The following is a 17,670-nucleotide window of genomic DNA, read 5'->3' as shown; positions in this document are numbered from 1 at the left end:
TGGCGCTCATCTGCCTTTTTGCGGCCTACCGGCCAAATCGCATCTCACGCGCGCTGCTGGCGGCGACGGGCTGGGCTTTGCTCGCGCTGACCGGGTGGTATGTTGCCCGTTTCATACTTGGCCTTGCTTAGCGGCGGCCCGCGTCATACCGGATTCCGGCCACCCCCGCCGCTGACACGCTCCCCTTACGTCAACTGATCGGAAACACTGCGAGTGATTGGCGGCGATTGGCAATCGCTGCGGCATCAATGTGACCATTCCCCGCCCATGTTTCGCCCCATTCGTCGCGTGACAGCAGGTCGACTGGCAAGAAATATCAACATTTTCAAAATGATAGCTAGAGTCACCGACGCATTCAAATAACCTAAGGATTATTTTACCAATCGCCTGTCGCCGCCTCACTTTCCACCATTTCAAATTTTAACTTAATTGTTGAAACATCTGAGCGGAGGATCCCGACGGTGACACAGTCAGTTCAGTACAGAGGCAAGCTCGGCTTTGAGGCCCGACACCCGGAGGCCTTGTCCAGCAGCTCGGCCTCGGTGGTCGATACGCTGGAGGAATATGGTCACGCCGTGCGGCAGTTCCGATCCCGCAGCCCCAATCTGATCCTGCTTGAGTGCGATCATTATCGCATTGAACTGCGCTATCTGCGCCATCCGATCAAGCCGACGCGGGCCAACAGCGCCGATGCGGACTGCACCGAGACGCGGCTGCGCAGCGCGCTGAATGTGACGCTTTTCCCGAACCATCCTGACCATTGCGACGCCGAGCTGAGCGAGCTGCTGCTGGCGGTGGTCCTGCGCCGCCTGACAGAAGAGCTTGAGGTGGCGACGGTGGATTGGCTGGACACCCCCGTCACGCTGACCCGGGCGGCCTTTCTTGGTGCGTTTTCGGACGCTTCAGAGGTCGAAACACCCTCCGAGGCGGCTATGCCCACCCCGCTAGACGGGTCAGCAGACGGGACTGCAACCGTACCGCCGGAGGTGTTGCTGACCGTATCACCAGTGACCGCGCCGACAGACGCCGCGGCTGACACCTCCGCCGTTATTGCGCCGCAGATCGCTGCGCCGGACGCGTCGCAATCCGCAGCCGATCCCAAACAACGACCCCAGGGACGGCTGCGCGGCCGGGCCTGTTTCGAGCCGGTCGATGTCACCGCTGCACAGCTTGCCGAACATTGCGCGGCCATGCTCGACTCCTCGGAACTCCGCGCCACCGGTCGCCACGCCATCGAGGCGCGTAACAGGGCGCGGGCACGCACCAAGGCCATCCTGCAACATCCGCGGGCTGCCCACTACGACATGGCCCGGATCGGTGGTCTGCTGGCGGCTGTGCCGCCGCGTATGCTCTCGGCGGTGGCCCATATTCTGCACAGCCCGCAGCTGCGCGGCCATCTGCATATCATCTGTGGCGCAACTGCGCTGCTGGCCCTGCAAAGCTCGGCTGCCATCGCCTTCTAGAGCCGCACCCGCTCTAGGCCGATGCAGCCGGTGCCCCCCATTGGGCCAAGACATCCGCACGGGCCAGCACGCTCGTGTGGATGCTGAAAACAACCGCGCGACTGCGCGGCAGCCGCAGAATCGTCTGCCGTTCGCTGCGCAGATACCCGGCGTCATCCGCCGCCGGACGTGGACGATCTCCGCTGACCCGGCGCGGCTGATGCAATGTGGGATCGGCGTACCACAGCGCATTGAACCGCCACATCGGGCGGCCCTGCTGGACCCCGTCAAACAGCCGCTGCACCCGCGCCGCAATGCCCGCATCATAGCTGTCGACAGGCGCATGGATGGCGATCAGCGGACGAAGGTATTTCTCCGCCAGGGTCCAGTTCGCCGGGAAGCACAGCACCGCCCCGGTCAGCACATGCTCATCCGCCCCCTGCGGTTTTTCCAGAATGCAGAAATCCTGCTGCGCGATCCGCCCCAGCGTGCCGAGGGGATCCTCCCAGTCCAGCTGCACCTGCACCCCGTCAGGCCGGAGCACATGGCCTGGCCGAGACGGCGCAGCCTCCGGGTAGAGCTGCGCCAGAACCGCCTCCAGCAACTCGCAGGCAGCGGGCATCGCCCCCGGCCCGCATTGCAGAACCTCCGCCCGCTGAGTTGTCAGCAGCCGCTCACGCTCCGTCATCTGCGCGGCGAAGGCGGCATCGAAATAGAGCCAGTCTTCTGGCGCCAGCGGCTGGATGCCGGGCAGCTTGCGCTCTTCCAGGGGATTATACGGCAGGCGGGTTTGCAGAATCTCATTCATGCCACCTTGTAACAAGCAAAGCCTGTCATTTCATCCGCAAGCTTGCGCGTCAGCCTGAAAACGACCGTCCGAACGGTCGTATTTGGCAGCGACACCGGCGCAAGCCCCGCGCCACTTTGGACAGACCTGTCCAGAGATGGAGCCGGAGATGAACGAGCACTACCGCGACACCCGCAAGATTGACCCCACGCGCGGCGCCACCCTTGGCGACAATACGCCCAACGATCAGGACCGGGTCGAGATCGGCCCCACCCAACTGGCCTATCGCGAATGGGCCGCCGCAGGGTTGCAGCTGCCTGATCTTCAGGCGATGCGCCGCTACCGCTGGGAGCGGCTGACCCGGTTCATCAACGATCGCGACTACGGCGGCCTCCTGGTGTTTGACCCAATGAACATCCGCTACGCCACCGACTCCACCAATATGCAGCTGTGGAACACCCATAACCCGTTTCGCGCACTCTTGATCTGCGCTGACGGCTACATGGTGATGTGGGACTACAAACAGGCGCCTTTCCTCAGCGAATTCAACCCGCTGGTGCGCGAACACCGCGCCGGGGCGGATCTGTTCTACTTTGATCGCGGCGACAAGGTGGATGTGGCGGCGGATGTCTTTGCCAATGAGGTGCGTGAGCTGTTGCGCGCCCACAGCGGCGGCAACAGGCGGATCGCGGTGGACAAGATCATGCTGCACGGGCTGCGCGCGCTCGAAGCACAGGGGCTGGAGGTCTTCCCCGGCGAGGAGCTGACCGAGAAATGCCGCGCAGTGAAAGGCCCCGATGAGATCCGCGCCATGCGCTGCGCCAATCACGCCTGTGAAACAGCTGTCGCCGCGATGGAGCGCTATGCCCGCAGCGCCATCCCCGGCGGTCAGATCAGCGAAGATGACGTCTGGGCAGTGCTGCACGCCGAAAACATCCGCCGGGGTGGCGAATGGATCGAAACCCGGTTGCTGACCTCTGGCCCGCGCACCAACCCGTGGTTTCAGGAATGCGGCGGGCGCATCATCCAGAACAACGAAATCATCAGCTTTGACACCGATCTGGTCGGCTCCTACGGGATCTGTATCGACATCTCGCGCAGCTGGTGGATCGGCGACCGCGCGCCGCCTGCCGATATGATCTATGCGATGCAGCACGGGGTTGAGCACATCCGCAGCAATATGGAGATGCTGAAACCGGGCGTGAATCTGCAGGAGCTGTCGCGCAGCTGCCATCTGCTGGATGCTCAGTTCCAGAAACAGAAATACGGCTGCATGATGCACGGTGTCGGGCTCTGTGATGAATGGCCGCTGGTCGCCTATCCCGATCAAATGGTCGAGGGCGCTTTCGACTATGAGCTGGAGCCGGGCATGGTGCTCTGTGTCGAGGCACTGGTCAGCCCCGAAGGCGGCGATTTCTCGATCAAGCTGGAGGATCAGGTGCTGATTACCGAAACCGGCTATGAGAACCTCACCACCTACCCGTTCGATCCGGCGTTGATGGGCACGGCGGGCGGGAAGTGACCCGCAGGGCGTCGCGCAAAGAGCCTGGGCAGAGCGCCCACTGGCGGGCGCTTCCCCGCTGGGGGGAGAGACCGCTGAACCTGTGGCGCCGTCAGGTGCCTCCGCTTTGCCACCGGGCGAGTTTATCCCTCAGGATCAGCACACTGGGCGCGGAACTATATTGCGACAGCTCTGCCAGCGGCACCCAGGCCAACGCCTTTGATTCCGCAGTGGCCCGGATTTCGCCTGCCTCGGCGCGAAACAGGTAGCGCACATCGTAGTGCAGATGCGCCGCCTCGCGGCCATTGGCCGGGATCTCGTGAATGTCGATGTCGAACACCTGCTCCCCGATACGGCTGATCCGGCTGAGCCCGCTTTCCTCATAGGCCTCTTTCCAGGCGGTGAACCCTGCATCGGCGATGCCGTCGCAATGTCCGCCCAACTGTAACCACCGGTCCAGTTTGGCATGATGGGTGAGCAGCACCGCAGAGAGATCCTGCGACAGCACAAAGGCGGATCCGGTCACATGGCCGATTGCCGGATCCCGTTCAAACGCCCTTGGCTCACGCGCGCAAAACGTGGTCAGGCGCTGCCACATCTGCCGGTCACGCGCATCCAGTGGGGTGAATGCGCCGATCCCCGCGCAGTGATCCAGGGTCGTATTTGTTGTCAATATCCCTCACCTTCCCGTGACGTCGGGGCCTGATGGCTTGTACCTGCCCGGCTGTCGCCGCACCTTAGGGCGACCCCCAGATAAAGGCCATTCCTATGCCCACCGAACGCATTTCCTTTTCCGGTCACTCCGGTGACCAGCTGGCTGCGCGACTGGATCTACCCGAAGGGCCGATCCTGTCAACGGCGCTGTTTGCGCATTGTTTCACCTGTTCCAAGGACATCCCGGCGGCGCGGCGCATCTCGGCCCGTCTGGCGGCGATGGGAATTGCCGTCCTGCGGTTTGATTTCACCGGTCTGGGTCATTCCGATGGCGAGTTTTCCAATACCAACTTCAGCTCAAATGTCGCCGATCTGGTGGCGGCGGGACAATATCTGGCGGGGCGCGGGCTGGCGCCTGCGCTGCTGATCGGTCATTCGCTGGGCGGCGCTGCGGTGCTGCGCGCCCGTGCAGGCCTGCCGTCGGTGCGCGGCGTGGTGACGCTTGGCGCGCCCTCCGATCCGGCCCATGTGGCGCATCAGTTTGGCGAGGCGCTGGAGCAGATTGAGACCGAAGGTGCGGCCGAGGTCTGCCTTGCCGACCGCCCGTTCCTGATCCGCAAGCAATTCGTCGACGACATCCGCAGCGAGGCGCTGACCAGCGCCGTTGCTGATCTGGATGCCGCGCTTCTGGTGATGCATGCGCCGCTGGATGCCACCGTCAGCATCGACAATGCAGCAGAGCTGTTCATGGCGGCCAGACACCCCAAGAGCTTTGTCACGCTGGACGATGCCGACCACCTGATCTCGCGTCCCCGTGATGCCGAATATGCCGCTGACCTCATCGCCGCCTGGGCCGGGCGCTATATCGACCTGTCGCCGCCTGCTCCGCCCCCCGGTGCCCCCGAAGGCGTGCTGCGTGTCACCGAAGCGGATCCGAACGGCTTTTTGCAGGATATCCAGTCCGGCCCCCGTCATCACACCTACGCCGATGAACCGCTGGCCTATGGCGGCAGCAATCGTGGCATGACACCCTATGGGTTTATCGCCGCCGGTCTCGGCGCCTGTACCTCCATGACCATCCGCATGTATGCCCGGCGCAAGGGCTGGCCGCTGGAAGGCGTCAGCGTCGATGTCTGCCATGACAAGGTCCATGCGCAGGATGCCCTGCCCTCGGGTCCGGCGCAGATCGACCAGTTTACCCGCGTGATCTATCTGACCGGCCCCCTAAGCGCAGATCAACGCACCAAGCTGATGGATATCGCCGACCGCTGTCCGGTACATCGCACGCTGGAACATGGCGCCAAGGTGACGACGCGGCTGGATCAGGCCGAGATTGAGGTGGATCCGGCACATCTGCCGTTCTGACCCTGCGCTGACGGCGGCATTTGTTGGGCGGGCGGATGTCGCCGCTGGCTGCCGGCCCCGTAACGGATGCCGTCTGCCTCCCTATCAGTGGCGCAAAACGCACCGATGCGCCGGATGCGAGACATAAGACAGCTGAAATCGGGCGCTTTCTGTCGCGGGCTGGCTCCGCGCCCTTGCCCTGTGAGGCGCGCTGCTCTAAGACGCGCGGCATCATCCGCTTCCCTTCTGCCCTGCTACAATAAGGTGCTGCTGCCCATGATCCCCCGCTATTCCCGTCCTGAAATGGTTGCCATCTGGTCGCCGGAAACCAAATTCAAGATCTGGTACGAAATCGAGGCACATGCCTGCGAAGCCATGGCGAACCTCGGCGTGATCCCGCGCGAGAACGCCGACGCGGTATGGAAAGCCAAGGACGTGGAATTCGACGTCGCCCGCATCGACGAGATCGAGGCCGTGACCAAACATGACGTCATCGCCTTTCTGACCCATCTGGCCGAACATGTCGGCTCCGAGGAAGCGCGCTTTGTGCATCAGGGCATGACATCGTCGGACGTGCTGGACACCTGCCTCAATGTGCAGCTGGTGCGTGCCGCCGACATCCTGCTCGAGGGCGTCGACAAGGTGCTCGCCGCGCTGAAGAAACGCGCGCTGGAGCACAAGGACACCGTGCGCGTCGGCCGCTCCCATGGCATCCACGCCGAGCCGACCACCATGGGTCTGACTTTTGCCCGTTTCTATGCCGAAATGGACCGCAACAAGCAGCGTCTGCAAAATGCCCGCGCCGAAGTTGCCACCGGTGCAATTTCCGGCGCGGTTGGCACCTTTGCCAATATCGACCCGCGCGTTGAAGAACATGTCTGCGAACAGCTCGGCCTCAGCCCCGAGCCGATTTCGACCCAGGTGATCCCGCGCGACCGTCACGCAATGTTCTTTGCCACGCTGGGCGTCATCGCGTCGTCGATCGAGAATATCGCAGTGGAAATCCGCCACATGCAGCGCACCGAGGTGCTGGAAGGCGCCGAATTCTTCTCGATGGGCCAGAAAGGCTCCTCGGCAATGCCGCACAAGAAGAACCCGGTTCTGACCGAAAACCTCACCGGCCTTGCGCGCCTGGTGCGGATGGCGGTGATCCCGGCGATGGAAAACGTGGCGCTGTGGCATGAGCGCGATATCTCGCACTCCTCGGTGGAGCGCGGCATCGGCCCGGATGCGACCGTGACCCTGGATTTTGCGCTCAACCGTCTGGCCGGCGTCATCGACAAGATGCTGGTCTTCCCTGAGAACATGCTGGACAACATGAACAAATTCCCCGGCCTCGTTATGTCGCAGCGGGTGCTGCTGGCGCTGACGCAGGCGGGTGTCAGCCGCGAAGACGCCTATTCCATGGTGCAGCGCAACGCCCTGAAGGTCTGGGAAGATCGTGTTGATTTCCGCGAGCTGCTGCTGGCGGATGCCGATGTGGTTGCCGCCCTTGGCGAAGAGGCGATCAACGAGAAATTCGACATGGGCTATCACACCAAACACGTCGACACGATTTTTGCCCGGGTGTTTGGCGACTAAGCCAACCTGTGATCTCTGTGATTGCACAGGCCGCTCTGCCACACGCAGGGCGGCCTTTTTCGTGCCGCTGCGCCTCACTGTCTTGTTATCCCGCCCCGGTGGTCCACCCTCTAAGGTGAAGACACCTCAGGCCGCAGATCCGCGGCGCGCGCGACAAAAGGACAATCCCATGCCTGCCCTCCCGACACGAACCGCCCTCCTCGCCCGTTCTCTGCCCGCATCGGTGCTGCGGGCCAGCTGTGCCGCGCTGCCTGCGCTGGCGCTCTCGGCCGCTTTTGCCACCGGCTTTGCAGGCCAGTCATTGGCGGCGGGGAGCGATGACAGCGCCGCGCCAAAGCCAACCAACACCACCAAGACCTGCAAGGGCGCCAAGGTCTGGGACGATCAGAAACAGCGCTGCGTCGCGCCCAAACACTCCTCGCTCGACCCGGATGAAATGTATGACGCCGTGCGCGAACTCGCCTATGCTGGCCGCTATGGCGACGCGCAGGCGGTGCTGGCGGCGATGCCTGACCAGATGGATAGCCGGGTGCTGACCTATTGGGGCTTTACCTATCGTAAGCAGGGCTATCGGGATCAGGCCATGTCCTATTACACTCGTGCCATTGCGCTGGATCCACAGAACCATCTGGCGCGGTCTTACATGGGGCAAGGGTTTGTAGCTGAAGGAAAATACGGTCTTGCGCTGGAGCAGTGGAAACTGATCCGCGCCGCTGGCGGCAGTGGCAGCTGGGCCGAGGTCTCGCTGCGCGAGGCGCTTTTGTCGGGACAGACGCAAAGCTATTGATTTTCAGCATTTCTTTACGGCTTGCGCCCTAGATTGGAGACAACAGAAAGAGAATCTTTTTGGCTAGGGCTCATAAATGCAGAATGAAAATGCTTTGGCGCTTCCCATGGCGGCCTCCTCAGATGACTTTGGCGATTTCTCCGCCCCGGCTCCGCTTGGCGGGATGGATTTCGGCGGCGATTTCGGCGGCGGCGATATGGGGATGGGCGGCATGGGTGGCGGTGCGCTGGATATGCCCGCAATGGGCGGTGGTATGCCCGCCGCCAAATCCAAACTCAGCGGCAAGGCCAAAGCCGCCATTGTGGTCCGCCTGCTGCTGAACGAAGGGGCCGATATCCCGCTGGAATCGCTGCCGGACGATTTGCAGATCGAATTGACCCAGCAGATGGGCCGCATGGGGCTGATCGACCGCACCACCCTGCATGAGGTGGCCGGGGAATTTGCCGAAATGCTCGACAACGTCGGGCTCTCCTTTCCCAATGGTCTGGCTGGTGCGCTCTCCGCGATGGAGGGCAAGATCAGCCGCCAGACGGCCAGCCGCCTGCGCAAGGAGGCCGGCGTGCGCCAGTTTGGCGACCCGTGGGAGCGTCTGCGCGCCCTGCCGCCAGAGGAGCTGGCTGAGCTGGCTCAGGCCGAAAGCACCGAGGTCGCCGCTGTCCTTCTGTCCAAACTCGACACCACCAAGGCGGCGCAGATGCTGATCCACCTGCCCGGTCCCGTGGCCCGCCGCATCACCTATGCTGTCAGTCAGACCGCCGCCGTGACCCCGGATACAGTGGATCGCATTGGCCTGTCGCTTGCCGCGCAGATCGAGGCGCGGCCCGAGGTCGCCTTTGAAGAGACGCCGGGCCAGCGCATGGGGGCCATCCTGACCCAGGCGGCAGCCGGCAAACGTGACGAGGTGCTGACCGCGCTGGATGAGGAAGACGAGGAATTCGCCGGTGACGTCCGCAAATCGATCTTCACCTATGCTCTGATCTCACAGCGCGTCAGCCCCGTCGATGTGCCCAAGATCGCGCGCGTTCTGGCGCAGCAGGATCTGGTCACCGCCATCGCCTTTGCCACCGACGAGGACGATGTGGAATCCAGCGAATTCATGCTGGCCAATATGTCCAGCCGGATGGCCAACAACATCCGCGAGGAAGTGGCCGAACGGGGCAAGGTCAAGCGCAGCGTTGGAGAAGGTGCCATGGGCACGATCGTCAACGCCTTGCGAGAGCTGGTGAATTCCGGCGAGATCGAGCTGCGCGCCACTGACGAGGACGAAGAGGACTGATCTCAGCGCCCGCCACGGCGGCGCGGCCCAGGGCCGCGTCCACCGGATCTGAGCGGACGTATGGCCAAGAGCTGCGTTGCCGATCACGGGGTCGGTTGCTTGTGCCTGTTGGCGCCGCCGTTTATGGTCGCGGCTGATTTTGCTTTCCTCAATTGCAGGCCGACCGGACATGCCCGTTGATCCCTCCACCCTGTCCCCAGGCCGCCGCGCCAGCTACTACGCCAGCAATCTGGCGCTGCGCGCGATCATCGGCGCGCTGGGTCTGATCCCCTATGACAAACGCATTCCGGCGATGGGCTGGGTGATGCGCAAGGCTGCACCGCTGGCGGGGTTTCACAAACGGGTGCGTGACAATCTCGCGCTGACCTGCCCCGAATTGCCGGAGGCGGAGGTGGCGCGTCTCTGCGATGAGGTCAGCGACAATGTCGGGCGCGTGGTGGCGGAACTCTACGCCGGGCAACCGTTTCTGGAGCGCGCCTGGGCGGCGCCGGTCTCCGGCCCCGGTCTGGCGGCGCTGGAACGCGCCCGCGCCGAAGGGCGTCCGGTCATTCTGGTGACCGGCCATTTCGGCAATTACGACGCCGCGCGCGCCAATCTGATCAAGCGCGGCTTTGCCATGGGGGCGCTCTATCGTCGGATGGCCAATCCCTATTTCAACGACCACTATGTGCGCGCCATTGAAAAGACCGGTAAGCCCATGTTCGAACAGGGAAAACGCGGCATGATGGAGATGGTCCGCCACCTGAAACAGGGGGGCATCATTGCCATCGTGGCGGATCTGCATGCCCATGGCGGGGTCAATATCGACTTCTTCGGCGAACCCGCCGTGACCTCCATCGTGCCAGCCGAACTGGCGCTGAAATACAAGGCTGCGATGATCCCGGTCTACGCCATTCGCCAGCCCAACGGGCTGGATTTCGAGATCATCGTACAGGAAGAGATCGCCCCATCGGATCCTGTCACCATGACCACCACCCTCTGCAAACGGCTGGAGGAACTGGTGCGGCAACATATGGGGCAGTGGTTCTGGATCCACCGGCGGTGGAAACCCTATGTGCCGATCCCGAAACCCACACCGGCAGACCGGAAACCGGACGCGACCTGAGCCTGCCCGGGGTGCTGCGGTGTGCGGTCTTCGTCTGGCCTGGCTCAGGTTTGCCCGGCCCACTTCAGCCTGTCTCAGTTCAGCCTGTCTCAGTTCAGCTTGGCTGCGGCCAGGATCGCACCATAGGGCGCCTGCTGTACCAGCAGCGCGGCCGGGCGGGCATCGGTCAGCGTCACAGTCAGCTCCAGCGTGCCCTGCCCGTCCCAATCCGCCACGCGGTCGATCTGTTCGACGACATTGGCGTAATCCAACCGACGGCCCGCCAGCTCCCCGCGTGAGATATCCACGGTTTTCAGCGGCGCATAACGCACCAGCTGCACCGAGATCGGCCCGGACAGAACCGGCGCGGTATCGGCCCGGCGCAACGCGACAGCGACGCCATCAGCGGCGCTGCCATCAATGCGGATCGACACCTGGCTGGGCCGGGTCTGATGGCTGGCGATCACCTCGGTCAGCTCCATCGCATTGGCGCCGACAACATCGTCCTGACCATTGACGATCATCTGCGGGGTATAGACCATCTGGCGCCCGCCGACGTGGGCGTATCCTTTCTGGCGGCGGGTGTGGGCGGGATCGGCGAACTGATCTTTCCAGCCGATATAATCCCAGTAATCCACGTGCAGCGCCAGCGGCAGCACATCAGGCCGCGCCGTCAGCTGCCGCAGCAGCGCATCAGCAGGCGGACAGGAGGAGCACCCCTGCGAGGTGAACAGCTCCACCACCACCAGATCGGTGGCCGCGCCAGCGCTCTGCGCGGCAGCCCCGGTTGGCAGCGTCATCCACACGGCCAGAAAAAGCGATGCGACCCATTTCATACAAGATACCCTTTTTGCTCTGGCTTATGGATCTAGCGGGCTGAGCCTGAAATGACCAATCAATCATTCTTGAGACGCCCGTGCGCGGTGCTGTTTAGGGTGAAAATTCCACCTTGGCGCAAATTTTGTGTACTATTGCATACAAAAATGCCGCCTGCGGCGTTTCAGCTATTGAATGCACGCCCGACCTGTTGCAGATAGCCGGTAGCGAATTCCCTGTATTCACATCCCAGAGGGAGGCCAAACATGCCTATCACCGTCGGACAGGACAATGCCAAGACGCGCCGCAAACTGAGCGCAGGCGGCAAGTCGATCTCCTATTACTCGATCCCCGCCGCCACCGAGGCCGGTCTTGGCGATTTTGCCAAGCTGCCTGCCGCGCTGAAAGTGGTGCTGGAAAACATGCTACGGTTTGAGGACGGCGGCTTCTCCGTCTCCACTGACGATATCAAGGCCTTCGCCGAATGGGGCGCCAATGGCGGCAAAAACCCCCGCGAAATCGCCTATCGTCCGGCCCGCGTGCTGATGCAGGATTTCACCGGCGTTCCCGCCGTTGTGGACCTCGCCGCGATGCGCGACGGGATCAAGGCGCTGGGGGGCGACGCCCAGAAGATCAACCCGCTGAACCCGGTTGATCTGGTCATCGACCACTCTGTCATGATCGACGAGTTCGGCAACCCGCGCGCGTTCCAGATGAACGTTGACCGCGAATATGAACGCAACATGGAGCGCTATCAGTTCCTGAAATGGGGCCAAGGCGCGTTCAACAACTTCCGCGTTGTGCCCCCGGGCACCGGCATCTGCCACCAGGTGAACCTGGAATATCTCGCCCAGACCATCTGGTCGGATGAGGATCAGAACGGAGATATGGTTGCCTACCCTGACACGCTGGTTGGCACCGACAGCCACACCACCATGGTCAACGGCGCGGCCGTTCTGGGCTGGGGTGTTGGCGGCATTGAGGCCGAGGCTGCGATGCTGGGTCAGCCGATTTCCATGTTGATCCCTGAGGTCATCGGCTTTGAGCTGACCGGTGCCATGGTCGAAGGCACCACCGGCACCGACCTCGTGCTGAAGGTTGTGGAAATGCTGCGCGCCAAAGGTGTTGTTGGCAAATTCGTGGAATTCTACGGCAAGGGTCTGGACACGCTACCGCTGGCAGACCGTGCCACCATCGCCAACATGGCGCCTGAATATGGTGCCACCTGTGGCTTCTTCCCGATCGATGATGAAACCATCCGTTACCTGCGCAACACCGGCCGCGACGAAGATCGTATCGCGCTGGTCGAAGCCTACGCGAAGGAAAACGGCTTCTGGCGCGATGCGGATTACGCCCCGATCTACACAGACACGCTGAGCCTTGACATGGGCACCATCGTGCCTGCGATCTCCGGCCCGAAACGCCCGCAGGACTATGTTGCCCTGACCGGTGCCAAGGCGGCCTTCCAGAAGGAAATGGAAGAGACGTTCAAGCGTCCCATGGGCAAGGAAATCGCCGTCAAGGGCGAGGACTACACCATGGAAAGCGGCAAGGTCGTGATCGCCTCGATCACCTCCTGCACCAACACATCCAACCCCTATGTGATGATCGGTGCGGGCCTTGTGGCGCGCAAGGCCGCCGCATTGGGTCTGGATCGCAAACCCTGGGTCAAAACCTCGCTCGCGCCCGGTTCGCAGGTTGTGTCCGCCTATCTGGAGGCCGCAAACCTTCAGGAAGATCTGGACAAGATCGGCTTTAACCTCGTGGGTTATGGCTGCACCACCTGTATCGGCAACTCCGGCCCGATCCAGCAGGAACTGTCCGACGCCATCGCCGAAGGGGATCTGGTCGCGACCTCCGTCCTGTCCGGCAACCGCAACTTCGAAGGCCGTATCAGCCCCGATGTGCGCGCCAACTACCTGGCCTCGCCGCCGCTGGTCGTCGCCTATGCGCTGGCTGGTACCATGGACATCGATCTGGCAACCGATCCGATCGCACAGGACAAGGACGGCAACGACGTCTACCTGAAAGACATCTGGCCGAGCCAGAAGGAAATCGCCGATCTGGTCGAAGCAACCGTGACCCGCGAAGCCTTCCTGTCGAAATACGCCGATGTGTTCAAAGGCGACGAGAAATGGCAGGCGGTGGACACCACCGACGCCGAGACCTACGACTGGCCGGCAAGCTCCACCTATATCCAGAACCCGCCCTACTTCCAGGGTATGGGCTCTGAGCCGGGTACCATCTCCAACATCAAGGACGCAAAAACGCTCTTGATCCTTGGCGATATGGTCACCACCGACCACATCTCCCCGGCGGGCTCTTTCGCGACCACCACCCCGGCTGGCCAGTATCTGCTGGACCGTCAGGTGCAGCCGCGTGAGTTCAACTCCTACGGCTCGCGTCGTGGCAACCACGAGATCATGATGCGCGGCACATTTGCCAACATCCGCATCAAGAACGAGATGCTCGACGGTGTCGAAGGTGGCTATACCAAAGGCCCCGATGGCGAACAGACCTCGGTCTACGAGGCCTCCATGGCCTATCAGGAACAGGGTACCCCGCTGGTTGTCTTCGGCGGCGAACAATACGGTGCGGGCTCTTCGCGCGACTGGGCGGCCAAGGGCACAGCCCTGCTGGGCGTCAAGGCGGTCATCGCCGAGAGCTTCGAACGTATCCACCGCTCCAACCTGGTTGGCATGGGCGTGATCCCGTTTGAGTTCACCGGCGGCGACACGCGTAAGACGCTGAAGCTCACCGGCGATGAGACGGTCTCGATCCACGGCCTGGACACCATCAAGCCGCAGCAGGAAGTTCCTTGCGACATCACTTACGGCGATGGCACCACCAAGACCATCACCCTGAAGTGCCGCATCGATACCGCGCCCGAGATCGAGTACATCGAACATGGCGGCGTGCTGCATTACGTGCTGCGCAACCTCGCCAAATCCTAAGGCAGGCGCGGGTCACTGCATCTGAGCGATCAACGCGGGTGCCCTTCGGGGCACCCGTTTTTGTTTTCAACACGATGAATTCAGGCATAAACTCGCGGGACCAATCGGAACCATCGCGCCAAGATGCCGTAAGGTAAACTTTCGACTGGACGGCGAGCTGTCGGCCCGTCTAGGATTTGTTAACAGATGTAGCAGCCGCGTTACGGCGGAAACGCCAGATGCAACAGGCTGCTCAGCCGCCCCCCAAGACACACTAAACTCAGACGGATGACCAGTGAAAGACACTCCTGAAGAAGAAGCTATCATTGTCACCATCACGGCGATCCCCGACCTCTACGACGAGCTGGTCGAGGCGCTGCAGAAACTTATGCCGGAAACCCGTCGTTTTCAGGGCTGTATCCAGGCCCATCTCCTGCTGGCACCAGAGCGCGGCGAGGTGGTCATTTTCCAGAGATGGGAGAACAGCGAGGTCCAGAGCGCCTATCTCACCTGGCGGGCAGAACGCGGTGATTTTGATCGGCTGGCAGAGTTCATACAGGACGAACAGATCTTCCGCACCTATGAGCTTGGCTAGGATCGGATCCTGCTTGCCCCGTCAGGCCTGCGCCGCCTGCCGATGGCAGCCGCATCAGTTGGCTGCCGCACGCGCCAGTGCCGGGCGCAGGGTGCTGTCGATCACCCGCTGCGTGATGGGACCGGCAAAACGCAGGATGATAGTGCCCTTACCGTCGATGACATAGGTTTCCGGCACGCCATAGACACCCCAGTCCAGCGCCATCCGACCTGCCTCATCGCGACCGATGGCCGTATAGGGATTGCCCAGCTCGTTCAGAAAGCCAACGGCATTGTCTTCCTGATCCTTGTAGTTCACCCCGTAAATCGCCAGCCCTTCCTTGGACAGCGCATCCAGGCTCGGGTGTTCCACCCGGCAGGGGCCACACCAGCTGGCCCAGAAATTCACCAGTTTCACGCTGCCGTCACGCAGCGTGGCATCGTCGAACCCGGGTTCACCGGGAAAATCGGTCAGCACAACCGGCGGCGCGCTCTGACCTTCGCGCGCTGAGGGCAGGCTTTCGGGATCATCGCGGAACATGCCAGCCAGAAACAGGGCCACCAGCCCGCCAAAAACCAGAACCGGCAGCGCCATCACGGGAGAAATCTTAGCCACGGGGCGCACCTCCACGGGTCTGCATCTGTTGTTCCATTGCCCGCATCTCCCGCCGTATCCGGCGACCACGGGCAAAGGTGATCACCAGCAGTCCGGCCAGCAGAACCAGCGAGGCGCCGTAGGAAGACAGCACTTCAACGGCATATTTTCCAAGATCGGGCATCATGCGTCCATCCTTTCACGCAGCATCAGCGCACGGATCCGGCGGGCGCGGATTTCCGTGCCGGTCCGGTAGAGCACCAGCGCCAGAAACATCAGGCCAAAGCCGATCATGCAGACATAGAGCGGGTTGGAAAACGCATCGGCCACATTCTCCTCCTTGTCGAGCGAGAGCGACGCGCCCTGATGCAGACCCTGGTTCCAGAAGTTCACCGCATAGCGGCTGAGCACCGCAAAGACCGAGCCGACAAGACACAGGATCGAGGTGAGATCCGCCGCCGTGTCCGGATCCTCGATCGCCTCCCACAGGGCGATATAGCCAAGGTAGAACAGGAACAGCACAAGGAATGAGGTCAGCCGCGGGTCCCAGACCCACCAGGTGCCCCACATCGGCTGCCCCCAGAGCGCGCCTGTCACCAGCGCGATCAGCGTCATCACCACCCCGACGGGCGCTGCAGCACGCGCGGCCAGGGCACTGACATGATGACGGCGCACCACCCAGATCAGCGAGGCCACCAACATCATGAACCAGGCGTTGATGGCGATCAGCGCCGAAGGCACATGCAGGAAGATGATCTTCACCGTGGACCCCTGCCGGTAGTCATCTGGTGTGAAGAAGAACCCCCAGACCAGCCCCACACAGGTCAGCACGGCAGCTGTGACCCACAGCGCGGGCAAGACCCGCTCCGAGGTGGTCAGGAACTTCTTTGGATTGGCGTATTCCCAGATCGACATGGTGGCTATTTAGCTCTTGCTTGAAGGGATCTCAATTCATTCATCCTAGCGCAAATTGACGCGCAGCACGGCGGCACTGGCAAAGGGCAGCAGCGCCAGCGAGGCGGCCGAGATACCGGCCAGCATCAACAGCGGCGTCTCTACCGCCATGCCCTCGGCCCCCCGGCGCGCCGCCTCGGCTCCGAAGATCAGCGTCGGCACATAAAGCGGCAGCACCAGAAGCGACATCAGCAGACCGCCCCGCTTCAGCCCGACAGTGAGCGCCGCACCAAAGGTGCCGATCACCGACAGCGCGGGCGTGCCCAACAGCAGCGAAACCACCAGCCAGAGAAACCCCTGCCCCGGCAGGTTGAGCAGAACCGCGAGCACCGGTGCTGCCAGAACCAGCGGCAGCGAGGTGGTGATCCAATGGGCCAGCGCCTTGATCGTCACCACCGCTTCCAGCGGCAGCGGCGCCGTGGCCATCAGATCCAGCGTCCCATCCTCCCAGTCCAGCGCCAGCAGACGGTCCAGCGACAACAGGCAGGCCAGGAGCGCGCCCAGCCAGAGGATGCCGGGCGCGATACGGCTGAGCAATTCGGACTGCGGCCCCACCGAGAATGGCACCAGCACGGTGACAATCAGGAAAAACGCCAGCCCCAGCCCAAAGCCGCCGCCGGCACGCAGCGCCAGCTTCAGATCCCGCAGCAACAGCGCCCTCACAGGAAGGCTCCGTCAAAATTGTCGAGATCCGGCAGCCTGGCCCGAAAACGGCCCACATCCAGCGTGTCGCCATCCAGACCAAGATCGATATGCGTGGCGATCAGCGCCGCGCCGCCACCGGCCAGATGCTGCTGCACCACCTGTGCAAACTGCTGCACCGAGGCCCGGTCCAGACTGACGGTCGGTTCATCCAAGATCCAGTAGCGCCGCCCCGTCACCATCAGCCGCGCCAGACCCAGGCGGCGTTTCTGTCCGGCCGACAGCGCCCCGGCCTGCCGGTCGCGCAGACCCCGGAGGTCAAAGGCATCCAGAGCGGCATCAATCGCGCCGGTGGCAAAAATCGCCGCCCAGAACCGCAGGTTCTCCGCTACCGTCAGCGTCAGCTTGATCCCGTCGGCGTGGCCGGCATAGGCAAAATCCTCGGCGCTGCCGTCGCCGTCAAAACTGATCTCACCCGCCAGCGGCGGTTGCAGCCCGGCGATGGTGCGCAGCAGCGTGGTCTTGCCGCTGCCGTTTGGCCCCCGCAGGATCAGCGCCCGGCCCGGTGTCAGCGCAAAGCTCACCCCCTCCAGCACCGGAACGCCGCCGCGCGCGATGCTCAGCCCTGCGATGGTCACTGTCATGAAATCCGCCTACCCATTTGGTTCTGCTCCGAAAAAGCCGATCCGGCGGCCGCTGTC

17 protein-coding genes are annotated in these 17,670 nt (G+C 62.8%); 9 read left to right on the top strand and 8 right to left on the bottom strand.

Annotated features, from left to right (window positions below):
* Positions 1–461: 461 nt before the first annotated feature.
* Positions 462–1,463 carry a hypothetical protein gene (locus VWY60_RS06090; RefSeq protein ID WP_416540048.1) on the top strand — a complete coding sequence of 334 codons (1,002 nt, stop codon included), beginning with the start codon at positions 462–464 and terminating at the stop codon, positions 1,461–1,463.
* A gap of 13 nt (positions 1,464–1,476) precedes the next feature.
* Here VWY60_RS06090 and VWY60_RS06085 read toward each other — a convergent pair whose 3' ends face one another.
* Positions 1,477–2,250, bottom strand: coding sequence for a heme-dependent oxidative N-demethylase family protein (locus VWY60_RS06085; RefSeq protein WP_416540047.1), 774 nt, complete (start codon positions 2,248–2,250; stop codon positions 1,477–1,479).
* Positions 2,251–2,398: 148 nt separating this feature from the next.
* Between VWY60_RS06085 and dddP the strand changes: the two genes are divergently transcribed.
* Complete coding sequence (gene dddP, locus VWY60_RS06080; RefSeq protein WP_416540046.1) at positions 2,399–3,751, top strand: dimethylsulfonioproprionate lyase DddP; 1,353 nt, start codon at positions 2,399–2,401, stop codon at positions 3,749–3,751.
* Positions 3,752–3,842: 91 nt separating this feature from the next.
* Here the strand turns inward: dddP and VWY60_RS06075 are convergent, their stop codons facing one another.
* Entirely contained in the window at positions 3,843–4,328 is a 486-nt protein-coding gene (locus VWY60_RS06075) for an NUDIX hydrolase (RefSeq protein WP_416534242.1), read from the bottom strand.
* A gap of 170 nt (positions 4,329–4,498) precedes the next feature.
* Here VWY60_RS06075 and VWY60_RS06070 point away from each other — a divergent pair, with 170 nt between their 5' ends.
* From VWY60_RS06070 to VWY60_RS06050, 5 genes are all read left to right on the top strand, one after another.
* The gene (locus VWY60_RS06070) at positions 4,499–5,749 is read left to right on the top strand and encodes an alpha/beta fold hydrolase (protein ID WP_416540045.1); all 1,251 of its coding nucleotides are present in this window, start codon (positions 4,499–4,501) and stop codon (positions 5,747–5,749) included.
* Positions 5,750–6,004: 255 nt separating this feature from the next.
* Entirely contained in the window at positions 6,005–7,309 is a 1,305-nt protein-coding gene (gene purB / locus VWY60_RS06065) for an adenylosuccinate lyase (RefSeq protein WP_340545820.1), read from the top strand.
* 169 nt (positions 7,310–7,478) lie between these two features.
* Positions 7,479–8,096 (top strand): tetratricopeptide repeat protein, encoded by a 618-nt coding sequence (locus VWY60_RS06060; protein ID WP_416540044.1) that lies wholly within the window; start codon positions 7,479–7,481, stop codon positions 8,094–8,096.
* 76 nt (positions 8,097–8,172) lie between these two features.
* The gene (locus tag VWY60_RS06055; protein WP_416540043.1) at positions 8,173–9,372 is read left to right on the top strand and encodes a flagellar motor switch protein FliG; all 1,200 of its coding nucleotides are present in this window, start codon (positions 8,173–8,175) and stop codon (positions 9,370–9,372) included.
* A gap of 169 nt (positions 9,373–9,541) precedes the next feature.
* Positions 9,542–10,477 carry a lysophospholipid acyltransferase family protein gene (locus VWY60_RS06050; RefSeq protein ID WP_416540042.1) on the top strand — a complete coding sequence of 312 codons (936 nt, stop codon included), beginning with the start codon at positions 9,542–9,544 and terminating at the stop codon, positions 10,475–10,477.
* A gap of 89 nt (positions 10,478–10,566) precedes the next feature.
* On the opposite strand, the gene VWY60_RS06045 is transcribed toward VWY60_RS06050, so the two are convergent.
* Positions 10,567–11,292, bottom strand: a complete 726-nt coding sequence (locus tag VWY60_RS06045; RefSeq protein WP_416534178.1) for a DUF1223 domain-containing protein — start codon at positions 11,290–11,292, stop codon at positions 10,567–10,569.
* Between the two features lie 246 nt (positions 11,293–11,538).
* On the opposite strand from VWY60_RS06045, the gene acnA reads away from it, so the two are divergent.
* Both acnA and VWY60_RS06035 read left to right on the top strand, forming a co-directional pair.
* Complete coding sequence (gene acnA, locus VWY60_RS06040) at positions 11,539–14,226, top strand: aconitate hydratase AcnA (RefSeq protein WP_416540041.1); 2,688 nt, start codon at positions 11,539–11,541, stop codon at positions 14,224–14,226.
* A gap of 274 nt (positions 14,227–14,500) precedes the next feature.
* Positions 14,501–14,800, top strand: coding sequence for a putative quinol monooxygenase (locus VWY60_RS06035; protein ID WP_416540040.1), 300 nt, complete (start codon positions 14,501–14,503; stop codon positions 14,798–14,800).
* Between the two features lie 54 nt (positions 14,801–14,854).
* Here the strand turns inward: VWY60_RS06035 and VWY60_RS06030 are convergent, their stop codons facing one another.
* Genes VWY60_RS06030 through ccmA form a run of 5 tightly spaced genes read right to left on the bottom strand, consistent with a single transcriptional unit; the run spans position 14,855 to position 17,613 of the window.
* Positions 14,855–15,394, bottom strand: coding sequence for a DsbE family thiol:disulfide interchange protein (locus VWY60_RS06030; RefSeq protein WP_416540039.1), 540 nt, complete (start codon positions 15,392–15,394; stop codon positions 14,855–14,857).
* The gene (gene ccmD, locus VWY60_RS06025; RefSeq protein ID WP_416540038.1) at positions 15,387–15,560 is read right to left on the bottom strand and encodes a heme exporter protein CcmD; all 174 of its coding nucleotides are present in this window, start codon (positions 15,558–15,560) and stop codon (positions 15,387–15,389) included. Before ccmD ends, VWY60_RS06030 begins: the two co-directional genes overlap by 8 nt.
* A complete protein-coding gene (locus VWY60_RS06020) occupies positions 15,557–16,288 on the bottom strand; it encodes a heme ABC transporter permease (RefSeq protein WP_416534182.1) in 732 nt (243 codons plus the stop codon). The genes ccmD and VWY60_RS06020 overlap by 4 nt, the downstream gene beginning before the upstream one ends.
* 45 nt (positions 16,289–16,333) lie before the next feature.
* Positions 16,334–16,990, bottom strand: coding sequence for a heme exporter protein CcmB (gene ccmB, locus VWY60_RS06015; protein WP_340545830.1), 657 nt, complete (start codon positions 16,988–16,990; stop codon positions 16,334–16,336).
* Positions 16,987–17,613: a heme ABC exporter ATP-binding protein CcmA gene (gene ccmA, locus VWY60_RS06010; protein WP_416540037.1), complete on the bottom strand. Its 627-nt coding sequence runs from the start codon at positions 17,611–17,613 to the stop codon at positions 16,987–16,989. Before ccmA ends, ccmB begins: the two co-directional genes overlap by 4 nt.
* Between the last annotated feature and the right edge of the window lie 57 nt (positions 17,614–17,670).

It is taken from the genome of Phaeobacter sp. JH20_26, assembly GCF_048056275.1.
GTDB lineage: Bacteria > Pseudomonadota > Alphaproteobacteria > Rhodobacterales > Rhodobacteraceae > Phaeobacter > Phaeobacter bryozoorum.
The sequence above is the reverse complement of the archived record's forward strand: the minus strand, read 5'-3'. Positions and strand labels throughout refer to the sequence as shown.